Raw genomic sequence first — 18,216 nt, forward strand, 5'->3', positions numbered from 1 at the left:
AACGTGAATCCTTTACCCCGAAAACGCACGATGCAGTGGACGGGTCGATGGTGGCCGCCAATGACGCGCCCGTGACCGATGAGCCGGCGCAGATCGAGCCGACGATGGAGCCACGGGTGGAGGCAGCCCCGGTCAGCGCGCCGGTCGCAGTCGCTGCTGCTGGCGCTGCTGCCGGCGCTGCCGCAGCGGGCGAACCGCCGCGTTCCAACTCGGCGCGGCAGCAGCGCATTCTTGCCGCGGCGCTCGCCGCAGTGGTGCTGTTGCTGCTGCTGGTTGCGGGATCCTCGATTCTTCGCGCCGAACGGCTGGCGCAGCAGGTGGCTGCCACGGGCCAGTCGCTGATGCAGTCGCAGCGTCTTGCCAAGTCGGTGTCGCAGGCGCTGGTGGGCAGCGTGCCGGCCTTTGCTGAAGTGAAGGACAGCGCCGACGACTTGTCACGGCGCGTGCAGGGTCTGTCCAACGGTGACGAGGCGCTCAAGCTGGAGCGCGTGGGCAGCCAGTACGACGAAGAACTCGCCAAGATCACGCCGCTGGTGCAGCGCGCCGATGCCAGTGCCAAGTCGGTGCTGGCCCAGCAACAGATCCTGACCCAGGTGGGCACCGCGCTGCGCGGCATCAATCGCCAATCGTCCGATCTGCTGGAAATGGCCGAGACGGTGGCGTCGCTCAAGATGCAGCAAAACGCGAGCATTCCCGAGATCTCGGCCGCCGGCCAACTCGTGATGCTGACGCAGCGCATCGGCAAGTCGGCCAACGAATTCCTGACGGTCGAAGGCGTGAGCCCCGACGCGGTGTTCCTGCTCGGCAAGGACCTGAACACCTTCCAGGAAGTGACCAAGGGCCTGCTCGACGGCAATTCGCAACAGCGCCTGCCTGCCACACGCGACGCACAAACGCGCCAGCAACTCGAGCAGATCCTCAAGACCTTCGAACAGACGCGTGCCCAGGCCGGTTCCATCCTCGGTAACCTGCAAGGCCTGGTGACGGCGCGTGAAGCGCAAACGGCGATCCTGAACGACAGCGAGCCACTGCGCGCCCAACTCGGCGAACTGCAAGACAAGCTGTCGGCCCGCACCGGCCTCGGCGCGGGCACCATCGTGATGCTGCTGGTGTTGTCGGTCGCTGCGCTGGCACTGGCTGGCGCCATCGGTTTCGTTCAGGTGCGCGAAGGCCGCGAGCGCGCTGCCATCGCCGAACAGGAGCGCATCGCCGCCGACTTGCAGCGCGAGGAAGCCAGCCGCGTGAACACCGCCAACCAGGCGGCCATCTTGCGCCTGATGAACGAACTGCAGACTGTGGCGGAAGGCGACCTGACCCAGGAAGCGACGGTGACCGAAGACATCACCGGCGCCATCGCCGACTCGGTGAACTACACGGTGGAAGAACTGCGCCTGCTGGTGGGCAACGTGCAGAACACGGCCACCCGTGTGGCCTCCACGACGTCGCAGGTGGAAAACACCTCGACCGAACTGCTGGCCGCATCGACTGAACAGCTGCGCGAGATCCGCGACACCGGCCAGTCGGTGCTGACGATGGCGGAGCGCATCAATGGCGTGTCGTCGCAAGCGCAAGAGTCCGCCTTGGTGGCGCGCCAGTCGCTGGAGGCCGCATCGTCGGGTCTGCAGGCCGTGCAGAACGCCATCGGCGGCATGAACTCGATCCGCGACCAGATCCAGGAAACCTCCAAGCGCATCAAGCGCCTGGGCGAATCGTCGCAGGAGATCGGCGAAATCACCGAGCTGATCTCGGATATTACCGAACAGACCAACGTGCTGGCCCTGAACGCCGCCATCCAGGCCGCGTCCGCCGGTGAAGCCGGCCGCGGCTTCTCGGTGGTGGCGGAAGAAGTGCAACGTCTGGCCGAACGGTCCGCGGACGCGACGCGCCAGATCTCGGCGCTGGTGAAGGCGATTCAGACCGACACGCAGGATGCGGTGGGCGCCATGGAGCGATCCACGCAGGGTGTGGTCGAAGGGGCCAAGCTCTCCGACAACGCGGGTACGGCCCTGTCGGAGATCGACCGCGTCTCGCGCCGTCTTGCAGAACTCATCGAGCAGATTTCGCAGTCGGCGTCCCGCGAGGCCAATTCGGCCAACGTGGTGGCGGCCAACATCCAGCATATTTTCGCGGTGACGGAACAGACCGGCGAAGGCACGCGGACCACGGCTGCCCAGGTGCGCGAGTTGTCGCACATGGCCGAGGAGTTGCGCCAATCGGTGTCCCGCTTCAAGATCGCCTGATTCACTGCCCAGGGTCCAATCCGTGCCGACCTCCCTTGCCACCGCCCCCGTTGCCGGCATCGCGCCGGCCACCGAAGACCTGGGGCCGTTGGCCTGGGTGCTCGAAGAGATCCAGAAATCGGTCGACGCCACGAGCAAATCGCTGCGGCGGTTCCTGCGGGAGTCCAATGGCGCTCCTGACGTCGACATTGGTCCGTTGCGCGTTGCACGACAGCAACTGCACCAGGCCGTCGGCGCCTTGCAGATGGTTGACCAGCGCACGTCGGCGCTGGTGCTGGGCGCGATGGAATTCGCCGTTCAGAGCTTTGTGCAGGAGCCGTCGCGGTGCAGCGAGGCCGCCGTCCTCAAGATGGACCGTGCGGGCTTTGCCGTCTCGGACTTCTTGAACGCGATGCTCTCGGGCAAGACGGTGTCGTCCGTGGCGCTGTTCCCGCAGTACCGCGACGTGCTGGAACTGGTCGGCAACGAGCGCGTGCATCCCGCCGACCTGTGGGACATGTCCTGGCACTGGGCCAACATCTCCCTGCAGAGCCACAAGCCGGCGCTCGTGTACGACCCGGCCGTGCGCTCGCGGCTCGATCGCGAGGTGCTCAAGGTCGTCAAGACGGGAGACGACGAATCCGCACGCCGGCTGCAGGAAATCTGCGTCGGCCTGTCGCGGGGTTCGGGGGTGCCGCATGTGGCCGACTTCTGGGCGATTGCCGCCGGTTTCTTCGAGGCGTTGGGCCTGGCGCTGTTGCCGGCGGACGTCTACGTCAAGCGCGCGGCGTCGCGCGTGCTGCTGCAATACGCCACGCTGGCACGCAGTGACAACGCCGTATCGGAGCGGCTGGCGAACGACCTGCTGTTCTTCTGCGCGCAGGCCGTGCCCGGTCCGCGCGATGAAGCCAGGACATTGCGTGCCGTGCGCGCGGCATGGGGCATCGCCGGCGAGCGCGCGGTCGACTACACCACCGAGCAATTCGGCCGCTTCGACCCGGTCGTGCTGGCGCAGGCGCGCAAGCGCATCGAGTCGGCCAAGGAAATGTGGTCGGCACTCTCGGGTGGCGATGTGGGCCGCCTGCGGCAGGTTGCGGACACCTTTGCCCAACTGGCCGAGTCGCTGCAGAAGTTGCATCCGCCTAGCCTGCCGATGGCGCAGGCGTTGACCAATGCGGTCGAGGCTTCCATCAAGTCCGGCAAGCCGCCGAAGACCGAGCTGGCGATGGAAGTCGCGACCTCGGTGCTGTACCTCGAGGCCGCGTTCGAGGATCTCGATCCGCACGACCGGCAGCTCACCGCACGCACCGTGCAGTTGGCTGGCCGCATCGAGCGCGCACGCGAGAGCGGTCAGTCGGAGCCGCTCGAGCCGTGGATGGAGGAGCTGTATCGGCGAGTGAGCGATCGCCAAACCATGGGCACCGTGGTCGACGAACTGCGTGCCCACCTCGGCGAACTGGAAAAATCGCTCGACCAGTTTTTCCGCAGGCCCACGGACAAGGGCCTGCTGCGCACCGTGCCGACGCAATTGATGCAGATGCGCGGCGTGTTTTCCGTGCTGGGCCTGGACCAGGCTGCGCAGACCGTGCAGCGCATGCGCGACAACGTCGAGCACCTCATGGCCGGCAATGCGCCGGCCGATGAGTCGCGTGCCTTCGACTCGTTGGGCAACAACCTTGGCGCGCTCGGTTTCCTGATCGACATGCTGGGTTACCAGCCGGCGCTGGCCAAGCGACTGTTCGTGTTCGAAGAAGCCGTGGGCGAGCTGAAGCCGCTGATGGGGCGCCAGGCCGTCGAGCCCGATGCGGTGGAGGAGCCGGTCGCGCCTGTTGCGCCAGTGCCTGCTCCAGCAGTCGTCGCGCAGCCATCGCCCGCGATCACGCCGCCGCGTGCCGAATCCATCCTGAGCGCCAAGGAAATCGACGAACAGATTGCGGCGCGCCTCGCTGCGCTGGCTGCGCCGAAGAACAAGCCCGCTTCCCCGATCGAGGAGTTCAGCCGCGCCACCGACAGCTGGACGTCGAAGATTACCGGGCCGGCAGCGCTCGAACCGCTGCCTGACACCGAAGTCACCGAGCTGGACGAAGACGACCTGCAGAGCATCTTCCTCGACGAAGCGCGCGAAGTGCTGCACAACGGTCTCGCGGCCATCTCGGCGCTGAAGCGCAACGCGTCGGACATTGGCGAGCTGACGGTGCTGCGCCGCGCTTTCCATACGCTCAAGGGCAGTTCGCGCATGGTCGGTCTGACCGAGTTCGGCGAAGCCGCCTGGTCCTTCGAGCAGGTGCTCAACACCTGGTTGGCCGACCAGCGGCCGGCCACGCCGGACTTGGTCGAAGGCGCTGGTACGGCAATGCGCGACTTCGCCATCTGGGTCGAGGCCATCGCGTCGGGCGAACCTCACAGCTGGCACGCCGAGCCGTTCCGGACCCTGGCGGACGCGCTGAGCAGCGGCCAGCCGATCGCGGCGCCGGTGCCGCTGCCGAGCGCCGATCAGCTGGCCGTGGCCGCCCGTCGCATTGCGGACGAGCCGCCCTCACCCGCGGCCGAGCCGATGCATGTGTCCAATCCGCTGCCCGACAGCGCCTACGCCCGGCCGCCCGAGTTGCCCGAGCTACCCGACCTGGACATGGATTTTGCGTCGACCGATTTCGGCACGCCGTCGTTCGACGTGCCGATGGTGTCCAAGGCCGACGTTTCTCCGTTTGCACAGCCCGCTGCGCCTGCCGACGCTCCCTCCGCGGACTTGCCTGCGCCAGCTGTGGATCAAGCCACCGAGTGGGCAGGCCTGTACTCGCGCGGCACGGTCGACGAGCCGCCGGCACGCAAGGAAAGCTACGACGAATTCGTCGATTCGTTTGCGTCGACAGGCTTCGTCGATTTCAATGAGCCGCCGCAGCAAGCCAAGCCCGGGACTGCCCCGATTGCCGGCGCCGAGGAAATAGATTTCTTTGCGGCCGAGCCAGCGTCGCCGGCGCACGACTTCGCATTCGAGTCGACCGACCTGCAACCCCTGCGCGAACGCGCAGCCGCCCAGTCGGTCGAGCCGGTCGAGTCGTTGGAGTCGATGATGGATTTCCCGTTGGAAATCACGTCGAAGGCGGAAGTCGCCGCGGAGCAGCCCATCGGGCCCGTGATGGAGGTCGATTTCAATCCGCTGCTGGCGGCCGAACCGGAGCCGCTGCCGGAAGCCGCGGCCGTGCCGGAAGCCGCAGCCGTGCCGGTAGCCGCAGCCGTGCCGGTAGCCGCAGCCGTGCCGGTAGCCGAGACGTGGGCCGAGGCGCCGTCATTCGAGCCCATGGCAGCGCAAGCTGAAGCCGAACCGGAAGCGCCGGTTGAAGCCGCCGCCGAGCCCGAATCCGTGGCGGTTGCCACCGAGCAGGAGCAGGAGCCGGAGCCTGAGGCCGCCGCAGCGTCGGCAGAACTGGAGCCAGAACAGTCGACCACGCCCGGCGCGGACGACGCGATCAAGGCAATCGGTCCGCTGCGCATTGGCATTGCCCTGTACAACGTCTACCTCAACGAAGCCGACGAATGGTCGCGCCAACTGGCGCATGACGTCGGTGAATGGGCGATCGAGCCGCACGTGCCAATGCCCGATTCGGCGGTCGCGCTGGCGCATTCGTTGGCGGGGAGTTCCGCCACGGTCGGCTTCCAGAGCATGTCGGGGATGGCGCGCCTGCTCGAGTCTGCACTGCAGCACCTGCACATGCAGGGCGGCGGCACGCCGGAGCAGGGCAACGTGCTCATCGCGGCCACGGATGAGGTGCGCCGCTTACTGCATCAGTTCGCGGCTGGCTTCCTGAAGGAGCCCGCACCCGAGACGCTGCAGGCGCTGCGCGACGTAGCCGCTGCTCCGATGCCGGGCGAAGCCGGCGAGGCGGTCGCTGCGATGGTTGAACCTGAAGTGGCGGAGGCTGCGGTTGCTGAGGCCGATGCGATTGAGGCCGACGCGGTTGAAGCCGACGCGATCGAAGTCGACGCTATCGAAGCCGACGCGATTGAAGTCGACGCGATCGAGGCCGACGCGATCGAGGCCGACGCGATCGAGGCCGACGCGGTTGAAGCCGAGGCGATCGGGGGGCCCATCGAAGCGGACGCGATCGAAGCCAGGGCCGTTGAAGTCGATCTTGCTGGAACCGAAATCACTGAGGCCAGGCATGTTGAAGCAGAGCCCGTCGAAGCCGGCTACGCCAACGCTGAACCCGCAGCGGCCTGGCACCCCGAGCCCGAATCCGAGGAAGGTGCGACTGCCGGACCTGCGACTGCGAGACCTGCAACTGCCGAACCTGCGACCGTCGAGGCCGCGACCGAAGAAGCCGAGTTCATCGAAGCAAAGGCGGCCGAGCCCGAATTGCTCATCGAGCCAGTCATCGAGCCAGTCATCGAGCAAGTTGCCGCCGCGCCCGTCGCTGCCACGCCGTTCACGGAATCCCGAACGGTGGTGTCGATGCCCGCCTTCGTGGTCGTCGAGCCCGCTGTCTACGACGACAGCGAAGACCCGATCGACCTGGTCGATGCGGTGGATGCCGACCTGTTCCCGATCTTCGAGGAAGAGGCGGCCGAGTTGTTGCCGCAGCTCGGCACGGCGTTGCGGGCCTGGCACGAGCAGCCTGAAAACATGGCGCCACGCGCGTCGATCCTGCGCACGCTGCACACGCTCAAGGGCAGCGCGCGGCTCGCGGGTGCCATGCGCCTGGGCGAACGTGCGCACCGCATGGAGTCCGAGATCGAGCTGCTCGGCAACGAAGGCGTGGAGCGCGCGGCCATCGGTCGCCTGCTGGCGCGCCATGACGTGCTGCAGGCCACTTTCGACGATCTGCGTGCGGCCGACGATGCTGGCCAGGCCGAGATTGCGCGGCGCGCGGCGGACGCCGCTGCGGCCACCCGCCAGGCACTGATGGAGGAAGCGCCGCCCGCCGTGATGGCACTCGCCGAACCGGACGAGTCTGCCAACGAGCCGGTGGCCGAACCGCTGGAGGCGCTTGAAGCGGCCGAGTCATTCGCGCCCCCCGCGCCGGCCGACAAGCCGGCCTTGCCGACCCCTGCGGCGCTCGCGACGTCGCGCCTGGCTTCGAGCCAGGCCGTGCGCGTGCGCACCCAGTTGCTCGACCGGCTGGTGGCGCAGACCGGCGAAGTGATCATTACGCGCTCGCGCCTGGAGGTCGAGATCGGCCAACTGCGCAGTTCGCTGACCGACCTGACCGGCAACCTCGACCGCCTGCGCCAGCAACTGCGCGACATCGAGGTGCAGGCGGAAAGCCAGATGCAATCGCGCCTGGCCCAGGCCAAGGATTCGCAACAGGGCTTCGACCCGCTGGAATTCGACCGCTTCACCCGCGTGCAGGAACTGACGCGCATGATGGCCGAGTCGGTGAACGACGTTGCCACCGTGCAGCGCACGTTGCAGAAGACGGTGCAGTCGGCGGAAGACGACCTGAGCGCCCAGGCGCGACAGACGCGCGAATTGCAGCGCGGCTTGCTGCGCACGCGCATGGTCCAGTTCGAGGATCTGTCGGAACGGCTCTACCGTGTGGTTCGCCAGGCGTCGAAGGACGCCGGCAAGCAGGTTCGGCTCGACATCACCGGCGGCAACATCGAAATGGACCGCGGCGTGCTGGACCGCATGACGCCGGCGTTCGAGCACCTGCTGCGCAATTGCGTGGCGCACGGTATCGAGGACGTCGAGGTGCGCGAGAGGGCGGGCAAGGACGCCAACGGCTTCATCGGCATCGAACTGCATCACGAAGGCAACGATGTGTCGGTGAGCTTCCGTGACGATGGCGCCGGCCTCGACTATCGGCGCATCGCCGAACGGGCGAGGTCGCTCGGCCTCGTTGCCTGGGACCATGAGCCGACCGAACAGGAAGCAGCCGAGTTCATCTTCCAACCGGGCTTCTCGACCGCATCCCAAGTGTCCGAACTGGCCGGCCGCGGCATCGGCATGGACGTGGTGCGCTCGCATGTGGCGGCGCTCGGCGGCCGCATCGAGACCCAATCGACGCGTGGCCAGGGCACCACCTTCAAGCTGGTGCTGCCGCTGACCACCGCGGTGACGCACGTGGTCATGCTGCGCGCAGGCAACGTGTCGTTCGGCGTGCCGTCGGGCCTGGTCGAACTGGTGCAACGTGCCAGTGCGGCGGACCTTGAAGCGGCCTACGTGAACCAGCACTACAGCTACGGCGGCGAGCAGGTGCCGTACTTCTGGAGCGGTGCGCTGCTGCAGTCGAGTGCGCGCAGCGAGCGCGGCCTGGCCAAGAACAATGTAGTGGTGGTGGTGCGAAGCGCGGCCCAGCGGGTGGCGCTGCACGTCGACGAAGTGCTGGGCAACCAGGAAGTCGTGGTAAAGAACCTCGGCCCGCAGCTGGCCCGGCTGCCCGGCATGGCCGGCATCTCGGTGCTGGCGTCCGGTGCGGTGGCGCTCATCTACAACCCGGTGGCATTGGCTGCGGTGCATGGCAACCAGGCGCGCGACTTGCAGGCAACGGGCATTCCGTCGCTGCTGAAGGCCGGCACGGGCAGCCATGCCGACGTGCCGGTCGTGCTGGACGCGCAGTCGCCACCGCAGGTGCCGCTGGTGCTGGTGGTCGACGACTCGATCACGGTGCGCCGCGTGACGCAGCGCCTGCTGCAGCGTGAAGGCTATCGCGTCGCCTTGGCGGCGGACGGCCTGCAGGCGCTCGAACGGCTGCAGCAGGAGCGGCCCGCCGTGGTGCTGTCGGACATCGAGATGCCGCGCATGGACGGCTTCGACCTGGCGCGCAATATTCGCGCTGACGAGTCGCTGGCCGGCCTGCCGATCATCATGATCACCTCTCGTATCGCCGAGAAGCATCGCGAGCATGCCAAGCAACTGGGCGTGAACCACTACCTGGGCAAGCCGTACTCGGAAGAAGAGCTGTTGCGCCTGGTGCGCGCGTTTACCAACGAGACGCTATTGGCTGCGGCGGCCTGATCTCCGGTCGGCGAAGCGGAAGCGGTCGAGTGGCCGCTTCGCCGTGCGCGACAAGGCGCATCACGCGAGCCGGAGCATCCTGACCAGTACGCTGGTCTCCCTGCCGAAGCGCAGATGGGCATCGGCACAGGCAAGGTCCAGCAGCATTCCGTCCAATTTCCGATGGCCGGGAACGGCGAGCCGCTCCGGCCTGCCGTTCAGGACAACGCGGTCCAGCGCCTCGAGCAGCCGCGTACGGAAGGCTTCGAGCGGGTGCCACAGCCGGCCGCGGCGCAGGCGCAAGGCAGCGTCTTCTCCGAGCCATGACTCGGCCTTGGGCGACATCCGCAGCACGGCGCCGTTGTTGTTGACCATGCAAATGGCCTCGTCAAACGCATCGAAGGCAGATTCGGCGGATGCAAACCACTGGTAGGCGATCTTGCGCCGCTGTGCCAGCGCATCCTGCAGCGTGCTTGCGAGTGTGCGAACAGGTTGGCTTTCGAACTGCCACCGCGCGTGGTCGCGGGGATTGCTGCGCTGCACCGTGACCCCACCGCGGCGCCGCGGATTCTCCTCGACGATGTAGGTGAGCATCTGCCGCATGCGGTGGCGGCACATGAAGTCCACGTAGTAGCCGTTGTGCGACAAGGTGCTGGGCGAAAAGAGTTCCTGTGTGTCCAACCAGGCGCCTTCGCCGGCGCCGATGGTCGCAGGCGTCACGATGTCGTGCGCATGGTAGTGGCAGGCATATTCGAGCTCCGCCAGCGGGTCGACGTTGATTTGTTCCAGCGTCAGCAGCGCGCCGGTGCCGTCGAACATGATGAAACTGGCACTGTCGCCACCGATGACTTGTCGCACCCCTTCGAGGACGTCCGTCCAGGGCGGCTCCGGGTTGGACAGTTGCTGTGCCGCATCGACGGCGCGACGGAGCGCGAGATCGGTGGTAGTCATCATGGGATGCCTCTCTTCCGAAACGGTTTGCCGGGATGAAATCCGCCTGTGACGATACGCCGTTGCGGCGGCCCGTCAACCGCCGCAACGGGCCGTCCCGGCACGCGTGGCGACGGCGCGGTGCGCGGCTACTTGTGCGAAGTCCTGGCGTCGACAGCGCCGCGTACCAGGCCGTAGCGCTGCAGGGTGCGCTCGCGTGCCTCGGCATGGTCGACCACCGGCTTCGGGTAGTTCTCGCCGAGCTTGACGCCGGCCGCCTCCAGCTCGACGGGGGAGGCTGTCCACGGCGCGTGGATCGCCGCATTGGGTAGCCTTGCCAGTTGCGGCAGATAGCGCCGGATGAACTTGCCTTCCGGATCGAAGCGCTCGCTTTGCGTGACCGGGTTGAAGATGCGGAAATACGGCTGCGCATCGCATCCGCTGGAACTGGCCCATTGCCAGCCGCCGTTGTTCGATGCCAGTTCGAAGTCGTTCAGGTGCTCGGCAAAGTACGCCTCCCCGCGGCGCCAGTCCAGGCCCAGGTCCTTGCAGAGAAAGCTCGCGACAACCATGCGCAGGCGGTTGTGCATGTAGCCGCTCTGGTTGATCTGGGCCATGGCGGCGTCGACGAGCGGGTAGCCGGTCTGGCCCTTGCACCAGGCGTCGAACAGGCCGTCGGCATGCTTGCCGTGGTGCCACTGGATCTTGTCGTACTCGGAGCGGAAGCTCTTGCCTTGCGCCACGCGCGGGTGGTGCGACAGCACCTGGAAGTAGAAGTCGCGCCAGATCAGTTCGCTGAGCCAGGTGGCCGCGCCGCTGTCGCCTTGCAGCATGAGCTGGTGCGCGACGCCGGCCAATTGGCGGATGGAGACGGTGCCGAAGCGCAGGTGTACGCCGAGATAGCTCGGGCCGCGCACCGCCGGGTAGTTGCGTGCGGCCTGGTAGCGTTCGATGCGCTGGAAGAAGTCGTCGAACAGCGCGGCGCCACCCAGCGCGCCGGTGGGCATCTCCAGTTGGCCCAGGTTGGTCGGCTCGAAACCGATCTGGCGCAGCGTCGGCACCGGCGCGCGAAAGGCTTCGGGCGGCGGCCCCAGCGCGTCGGCGTAGCCGCGTGTCGGATAGGGCTTCAGGTAGAACGCGTCGAGCTTTGCGAGCCAGGCGCGCTTGTAGGGCGTGAACACGGAGTAGGGCGCGCCGGCTTGCGTCACCACCTCGTCGCGCTCGAAGATCGTGTGGTCCTTGAAAGTCCTGAACACGATGCCCGCATTGGCGAGGGCGCCGCGCACCATGGCGTCGCGCGAGAGGGCGAAGGGCTCGTCGTCGCGGTTGGCGAACACGGCCTGCACGTCGAGCGTTTGGGCCAGCGATGCGATTTCCTCCTCGGCCACGGCGTGCCGAACGATCAGGCCGCCGCCGAGCCGGCGCAATTCCGTGTCGAGTTCCACCAGCGATTCCCGGATGAATTCGACGCGCCGGTCCGCGCGCGGCAGCGCGTCGAGGATGCGCTTGTCGAACACGAAAGCACACATCACTTGCCGGCAGCTACGCAACGCGTGATACAGCGCTGCATTGTCGTCCACGCGCAAGTCGCGACGAAACCACATCAATCCCCTGGGATAGGTCTTGTCAACGGCCAGTAAAATCGGAGGCATGTCCTCTGATTCTGCCCCGATGAACTTGACGCATCACTTCCTGATTGCGATGCCGGGCATGCAGGATGAGACCTTCAGCCGCAGCGTGGTGTACCTGTGCGAGCACAGCGAGCGCGGCGCCCTGGGGCTCATGATCAACAAGCCCAGCGACATCAACCTGCGGGTGCTGTTCGAGAAGGTCGAGCTGCATCTGTCGAACCCGGCCTTCGGCGAGGGGCCGGTGTTCCAGGGCGGGCCGGTGCAGACCGAGCGCGGCTTCGTGCTGCACGAGCCGGTGACGGCCAATGCGCCGGACAGCAACGAGTCGGTCTACGCGTCGACCATGACCATTCCTGGCGGACTGGAGATGACCACGTCGAAGGATGTTCTCGAAGCCATCGCCACGGGCGCCGGGCCGCGCAAGGTGCTGGTGTCGCTGGGATATTCGGCGTGGGAGCACGGGCAACTGGAGTCGGAGCTGGCCGAGAACAGCTGGCTGACGGTGGCTGCCGATCCGGCGGTGATTTTCGACACGCCGGTGGCACAGCGCTACGACCGGGCGCTGGCGTTGCTCGGGCTCGAGGCCTGGAAGCTGTCGCCCGATGCGGGGCACGCATGACGGTCGCCCGCCGGGTGCGTCGATGATCGATCCGGCGGCTCCTGCCGAGAAGGCTGCCGCTTCCGTCGTTCCTTCCCATTTCCAGAGTTTCCTGGCCTTCGACTTCGGCCTGAAGCGCACCGGCGTTGCGAGCGGCAACCGGCTGCTGCGCAGCGCGACCCCGCAATCGACGATCAAGGCCGAGGGCGATGCGCGCTTTGCACAGGTCGAGGCGCGCATCCGCGAATGGCAGCCCGATGCGCTGGTGGTGGGCGTGCCGTATCACCCCGATGGCGCCCCGCACGAAAACACCGCGAAGGCGAAACGTTTCGCGCGCCAGTTGCATGGTCGTTTCAACCTGCCGGTGTATGAAGTCGACGAGCGCTACAGCACGACCGAGGCGCTTGCCGCCGGCGCGAAAGACGCCGACGCGGCATCGGCCTGCGTCATCCTCGAACAATTTCTAAGGAGCCTGCCTTGAGTTCCATCCCTGACGCAGAAGCGCTCTACGTCGACCTGCTGGCCGGCGTGAAGGCGCTGATGCGCACCGACACCAAGCTGGTCGGCGTGACCTCCGGCGGCGCCTGGCTGGTCGAGCGCCTGCAAAAAGACCTGGGCCTGGCAGGCGCGCCCGGCATCATCTCATCGGCCATGCACCGCGACGACTTTGCGCGTCGCGGGCTGTCGTCGAGCGCGCAAACCGTGCTGCCCTTCGACGTGAACGGTGCCGACGTGCTGATGCTCGACGACGTGCTCTACACCGGCCGCACGATTCGCGCGGTGCTCAACGAGCTGTTCGACTTCGGCCGGCCGGCCCGTGTGCGGCTCGCGGTGCTGGTCGATCGTGGCGGCCGGCAATTGCCGGTGGCGGCGGACTTCGCGGCGACGCAACTTGCGTTGCCGGACACGCAGCTACTGGCGCTGGCCCGCAGCGCCGACGGCGCGTTCAGCCTGAAGATCGAGGAGAACAAGTGACTCCCCCACGCTCATCGCTTCATGTATTCACTGCCCCGCGAGGTAGCGCATGCCCCGTTGGGGCGACCCGGCGAAAGGCCTGATTGATGCTCTACAAACGCAACCCGCAACTCAACAAGCACGGCGAACTGCTGCACCTGCTGTCCATCGAAGGCCTGCCGAAGGACACCCTCACGCACATCCTGGACACGGCCGCGAACTTCACGAGCGTAAGCGACCGGGAGGTGAAGAAGGTGCCGCTGCTGCGCGGCAAGAGCGTGTTCAACCTGTTCTTCGAGAACTCGACGCGCACGCGCACCACCTTCGAGATCGCGGCCAAGCGGCTGTCGGCGGACGTGATCAACCTCGACATCGCGCGCTCGTCGGCGACCAAGGGCGAGTCGCTGCTCGACACCATTGCCAACCTGAGTGCGATGGCGGCGGACGTCTTCGTGGTGCGGCACAGCGAGTCGGGCGCACCGTACCTGATCGCCCAGCACGTCGCGCCGCACGTGCACGTGGTGAACGCGGGCGACGGGCGGCATTCGCACCCGACGCAGGGCCTGCTCGACATGTACACGATCAGGCATTACAAGAAGGATTTTTCGAACCTCACCGTGGCCATCGTCGGCGACGTGCTGCATTCGCGCGTGGCACGCTCCGACATCCATGCGCTGACCACGCTGGGCTGCGCCGAAGTGCGTGTGGTCGGGCCGAAGACCCTCGTGCCCGCCGACATGGCGCCGATGGGCGTGCGCGTGTGCCATACGCTGGAGGAAGGCATCAAGGGCTGCGACGTCATCATCATGTTGCGCCTGCAGAACGAGCGCATGAGCGGCGCGCTGCTGCCGTCGTCGCAGGAGTTCTTCAAGACTTACGGGCTGACGCCGGAGAAGCTGCAGCTTGCGAAGCCGGACTGCATCGTGATGCATCCGGGGCCGATCAACCGGGGCGTGGAAATCGACTCGGCCGTGGTCGACGGGCAGCAGAGCGTGATCCTTCCGCAAGTGACTTTCGGCATTGCCGTGCGCATGGCCGTCATGAGCATCGTCGCTGGCAATGAAGCATAAGGATGTTGCTCGCCTGCAGGCTCCACGCAATTCGTGCGCTCCTCCTATCCCCTGCCGGGGGCAACGCCAGCGGCCCGGCAGGCTTGTTGCTCGCCCCCAGGCTCCTCGACACTGCGTGTCGTTCCTCCCTCCCCCTGCAGGGGGCAACACCAGCGGCCCGGCAAAGCCGGTTCCGCGGTGTTTCACGATCACGTCGCGCTTCGCTTGCCGCTTGAAGAATTAAGAAAGACATGAACATCCTCATTACCAACGGCCGCGTGCTTGATCCGGCTTCCGGCTTTGACGGACAGGCGGACATCGCCATCGCGGCGGGCGGGATCGAATCCGTCGGGGACATCGCCACCGACTTTCGGCCCGACCGCATCGTCGACGCGCAAGGCTGCATCGTGGTGCCGGGGCTCGTCGATCTGGCGGCCCGGCTGCGCGAGCCGGGCTACGAGCATGAAGGCATGCTCGCCAGCGAGATGGCCGCGGCCGTTGCGGGCGGCGTCACCAGCCTGGTGTGCCCGCCGGATACCGACCCGGTGCTCGATGAATCTGGCCTGGTCGAGATGCTGAAGTACCGCGCCCAGAAGCTCCAGTGCGCTCGGCTCTTTCCGCTCGGCGCGATCACGCGCGGGCTGGCGGGCGAAGTGCTGACCGAGATGAACGAACTCACCGAGGCCGGCTGCGTCGGCTTCGGCCAGGCCGACGTGCCGCTGACCAGCACGCTGGTGCTGCAGCGCGCGCTGCAGTATGCGAGCACCTTCGGCTACACGCTGTGGCTGCGTCCGCAAGAGCGCGATCTCGGCAAGGGCGTGGCGGCGAGCGGTCCGCTGGCCACGCGGCTCGGGCTTGCGGGCGTGCCGGTCGCGGCGGAGACGATTGCGATCTTCACCATCATCGAGTTGATGCGCAGCACCGGCGCGCGCGTGCACCTGTGCCGCCTGTCGAGCGCCGCGGGCGTAGCGCTGGTACGTTCGGCCAGGTCCGAGGGCCTGCCGCTGACCTGCGATGTCAGCATCAACTCGTTGCACCTGTGCGACACCGACATCGGCTATTTCGACAGCCGTGCGCGGCTGAATCCGCCGCTGCGCCAACAGCGCGACCGCGATGCGCTGTCCGCGGCGCTGGCCGACGGCACGATCGACGCGCTGGTGTCCGATCACACGCCGGTCGAGACCGATGCCAAGACGCTGCCCTTCGCGGAAAGCGAAGCTGGCGCGACCGGGCTCGAACTGCTGTTGCCACTCGCACTGCAATGGGGCGAGCAAAGCGGCGCCGGCATGAAGCGCGCCATCGAGGTCGTCACCTCGGCACCGGCACGGATGCTTGGCGCAGGCGCCGCGGCCCGCATCGCCGTGGGCGCGGCGGCCGACCTGTGCGTCTTCAACCCCACCGACGAATGGCAGGTGACGCCTGACATGTTGAAGAGCCAGGGCAAGCACACGCCCTTTGCCGGCTACGCCATGCGCGGGCGGGTGCGCCTCACGCTGGTGGGCGGGCGCATCGTCCACGGCGGCTGAAGGCGGGGTCGCCCATGCGTTCCATGGTCGCCTGCTGGAAGCTGCTGTACGCCATCGCCTATGCGTTCAAAGGTTGGTGCACGATCCGATTCAGCTTCGCGCGCCTCACGCCCGACCAGCGCGCCGCATGCGTGCAGGACTGGGCGCGCGGCATGCTTGGCGTCTTCGGCATCCAGGTGGTGGTGCAGGGCACGCCGCCGGGGCACGGGCCGCTGCTGGTGGTCATCAACCACCTCTCGTGGCTCGATATCCTGGCGGTGCATGCGGCGCGACACGTGCGCTTCGTCGCCAAGTCGAACATCCGGCATTGGCCGATGCTGGGGATGATGTCGACTGGCGCCGGCACGCTCTACATCGAGCGCGAACGGCCGCGCGATGCGCTGCGCGTCGTCCACCACATGGCCGAGGCGATGCGCGGGGGCGACATGATCGCCGTCTTTCCCGAGGGCACGACGGGCGACGGAAGGGAACTGCTGCCCTTCCACGCCAACTTGCTGCAGGCAGCCATCTCGTCGGGAGCGCCGGTGCTGCCCGCTGCCTTGCGCTTTGCCGAGACGGCCACTGGCGAGACGAGCTACGCGCCCAGCTACATCGGCGACGAAAGCCTGCTGGGCTCTGTGTGGCGCACCCTGTGCGCGCCGCCGCTGACGGCCTTCGTGCGCTTCGGCGAGCCGCAGAGTCCGCAAGGCCGTGACCGCCGTCGGTGGGCGGAGAGCCTGCACTGCGACATCGACGCGCTTCGCAGCCAGACCCGTTCCTGAGCGACAAAAAAGCAGCGCCCCGAAGGGCGCTGATGAACGACGCCGAGGGGCGCCGGGAGGAGGGTAACAGTATCCCCGAAGGGACAATTGAACATTAGGCCCGCCGCCGCGCGGGACGTGCCGGAAAAATGCGCATGAAGGCCGTGGGCCTGGGACTACAACCACCTCCTCGAAGCAAATATCGCCCGGGCAGGCGCGGAAATCTTCGCCCGATCGGGCCTGCAAAATATGCGGGAATGCGTTCTGCCATAGCCTGACGCCCCATGAATTCCAGCGCTCCGCTTGCCGCCTTCGTGCGGCGGCACCCCCGGCTTTTCGTGCTCACTGGCGCGGGGTGCAGCACGGAGTCCGGCATTCCGGATTACCGCGACGGCAATGGCGAGTGGAAGCGCCCGGCGCCGGTCACCTACCAGGCCTTCATGGGCGACGAGCTGACGCGTCGGCGTTACTGGGCACGCAGCATGATCGGGTTTCCGGTGATGTCGGGTGCGCGGCCCGGCGCGGCGCATCTGGCGTTGGCGAAACTGGAATGCGCGGGCAAGGTCGGCTTGCTGCTGACGCAGAACGTCGATGGCCTGCACAGCGCCGCGGGCAGCCGTAGCACCATCGACCTGCATGGCCGCATCGACACCGTTCGCTGCATGGCTTGCGGCATCCATAGTCCGCGTGCCGCATTGCAGGCGGACTTGCTGCGGCGCAATCCGCGGTGGGCGGGATTCGAGGCGCGTATCGCGCCCGATGGCGATGCCGACCTCGACGGCCGCGATTTCGCAAGCTTCGACGTGCCCGCCTGCGCGCACTGCGGCGGCGTACTCAAGCCCGACGTCGTGTTTTTCGGCGAAAGTGTTCCGCCGCAGCGCGTGGCGGATGCGCGCAGCGCGCTTGCCGAATGCGACGCCGTGCTGGTGGCCGGGTCCTCGCTGATGGTGTATTCGGGCTTCCGCTTCGTGCAGGCGGCGGTGACCGCGGGCAAGCCGGTGGCGGCGGTGAACCTGGGGCGCACAAGGGCAGATGACCTGCTGACGCTCAAGGTGCAGCAGCCGGTCGGCGAGGCGCTCGCGGAGCTGGTTGCGGGCCTTTCCTGACGATGGGTGTTCTCATGAAAAAAGGCCCACCCGATTCGTTGCGGGCGGCCTCTTGCGGTTACGGATGCGTCAAGCAGAGCGCTTGCGATTGGCCTCTTGCAGTTCGGTCTTCTCTTCCACTTCGCGCTCCAGGAAATAGTTCAGGAACGTCCGTATCACCGCAATTGCGCCGAGGTGTCCCAATTCTTCCCAAGTGGGTGAGAACGAGGTGTTGACGATGTCCGCCGCGAGTTGGAACGTGAGGCCCGCCACCAGCCAGCGCGCGAACGTCAGCCACACCGCGCGGCGTTGGTAGTCCGAAGACTTCGACCGCATCCCCGTGCGCGCGATCCTGTACAGGGCCCCCAGCGCACCCAGCGCAATGAACAGCACCGCGCACGCCTCGATGGCAAGCGAGACGATGTGCGCCATGTGGTGCAGCGTGCTTTCCAGGGTTTCCAGCTCCATCGACGAGTCCTCGCTTTGACGTGTTCTAGTTGCTGCTGTGCGGCGGGTCGAGCTTGACCAGCGCCAACTCGATGTTCTTCTT

The 18,216-nt window shown here is 66.9% G+C and carries 12 protein-coding genes; 9 read left to right on the plus strand and 3 right to left on the minus strand.

What is annotated here, in order from left to right; all coding sequences use genetic code 11:
- Positions 1–104 precede the first annotated feature (104 nt).
- Together WKW80_RS30960 and WKW80_RS30965 are read left to right on the plus strand one after the other, a co-directional pair.
- A complete protein-coding gene (locus WKW80_RS30960) occupies positions 105–2,240 on the plus strand; it encodes a methyl-accepting chemotaxis protein (RefSeq protein ID WP_422822996.1) in 2,136 nt (711 codons plus the stop codon).
- A gap of 22 nt (positions 2,241–2,262) precedes the next feature.
- Positions 2,263–9,174, plus strand: a complete 6,912-nt coding sequence (locus WKW80_RS30965; protein WP_340367429.1) for a hybrid sensor histidine kinase/response regulator — start codon at positions 2,263–2,265, stop codon at positions 9,172–9,174.
- Between the two features lie 60 nt (positions 9,175–9,234).
- Here the strand turns inward: WKW80_RS30965 and WKW80_RS30970 are convergent, their stop codons facing one another.
- A complete protein-coding gene (locus WKW80_RS30970; RefSeq protein ID WP_340367430.1) occupies positions 9,235–10,107 on the minus strand; it encodes a helix-turn-helix transcriptional regulator in 873 nt (290 codons plus the stop codon).
- A 125-nt stretch (positions 10,108–10,232) separates the two neighbouring features.
- The gene (locus WKW80_RS30975) at positions 10,233–11,735 is read right to left on the minus strand and encodes a cryptochrome/photolyase family protein (RefSeq protein ID WP_340367431.1); all 1,503 of its coding nucleotides are present in this window, start codon (positions 11,733–11,735) and stop codon (positions 10,233–10,235) included.
- Between WKW80_RS30975 and WKW80_RS30980 the strand changes: the two genes are divergently transcribed.
- The 7 genes from WKW80_RS30980 (at position 11,734) to WKW80_RS31010 (ending at position 17,687) form a co-directional block, all read left to right on the plus strand.
- Positions 11,734–12,333: a YqgE/AlgH family protein gene (locus WKW80_RS30980; protein ID WP_340367432.1), complete on the plus strand. Its 600-nt coding sequence runs from the start codon at positions 11,734–11,736 to the stop codon at positions 12,331–12,333. The genes WKW80_RS30975 and WKW80_RS30980 overlap by 2 nt on opposite strands.
- A 22-nt stretch (positions 12,334–12,355) precedes the next feature.
- Positions 12,356–12,793 carry a Holliday junction resolvase RuvX gene (gene ruvX, locus WKW80_RS30985; protein ID WP_340367458.1) on the plus strand — a complete coding sequence of 146 codons (438 nt, stop codon included), beginning with the start codon at positions 12,356–12,358 and terminating at the stop codon, positions 12,791–12,793.
- Positions 12,790–13,287, plus strand: a complete 498-nt coding sequence (pyrR, locus tag WKW80_RS30990; RefSeq protein WP_340367433.1) for a bifunctional pyr operon transcriptional regulator/uracil phosphoribosyltransferase PyrR — start codon at positions 12,790–12,792, stop codon at positions 13,285–13,287. Before ruvX ends, pyrR begins: the two co-directional genes overlap by 4 nt.
- Before the next feature lie 86 nt (positions 13,288–13,373).
- Positions 13,374–14,336 (plus strand): aspartate carbamoyltransferase catalytic subunit, encoded by a 963-nt coding sequence (locus WKW80_RS30995; RefSeq protein ID WP_340367434.1) that lies wholly within the window; start codon positions 13,374–13,376, stop codon positions 14,334–14,336.
- Between the two features lie 230 nt (positions 14,337–14,566).
- On the plus strand, positions 14,567–15,841 hold the full coding sequence (locus tag WKW80_RS31000) for a dihydroorotase (protein WP_340367435.1): 1,275 nt from the start codon (positions 14,567–14,569) through the stop codon (positions 15,839–15,841).
- A 14-nt stretch (positions 15,842–15,855) separates the two neighbouring features.
- Entirely contained in the window at positions 15,856–16,602 is a 747-nt protein-coding gene (locus WKW80_RS31005; protein ID WP_340367436.1) for a lysophospholipid acyltransferase family protein, read from the plus strand.
- Between the two features lie 263 nt (positions 16,603–16,865).
- Positions 16,866–17,687 carry an NAD-dependent protein deacetylase gene (locus WKW80_RS31010; RefSeq protein WP_340367437.1) on the plus strand — a complete coding sequence of 274 codons (822 nt, stop codon included), beginning with the start codon at positions 16,866–16,868 and terminating at the stop codon, positions 17,685–17,687.
- Positions 17,688–17,756: 69 nt separating this feature from the next.
- Here WKW80_RS31010 and WKW80_RS31015 read toward each other — a convergent pair whose 3' ends face one another.
- Positions 17,757–18,098 carry a DUF1622 domain-containing protein gene (locus WKW80_RS31015; RefSeq protein WP_340367438.1) on the minus strand — a complete coding sequence of 114 codons (342 nt, stop codon included), beginning with the start codon at positions 18,096–18,098 and terminating at the stop codon, positions 17,757–17,759.
- Positions 18,099–18,216: the final 118 nt, after the last annotated feature.

The organism is Variovorax humicola, from assembly GCF_037889915.1.
In the GTDB taxonomy this organism is placed as follows: domain Bacteria; phylum Pseudomonadota; class Gammaproteobacteria; order Burkholderiales; family Burkholderiaceae_C; genus Variovorax; species Variovorax humicola.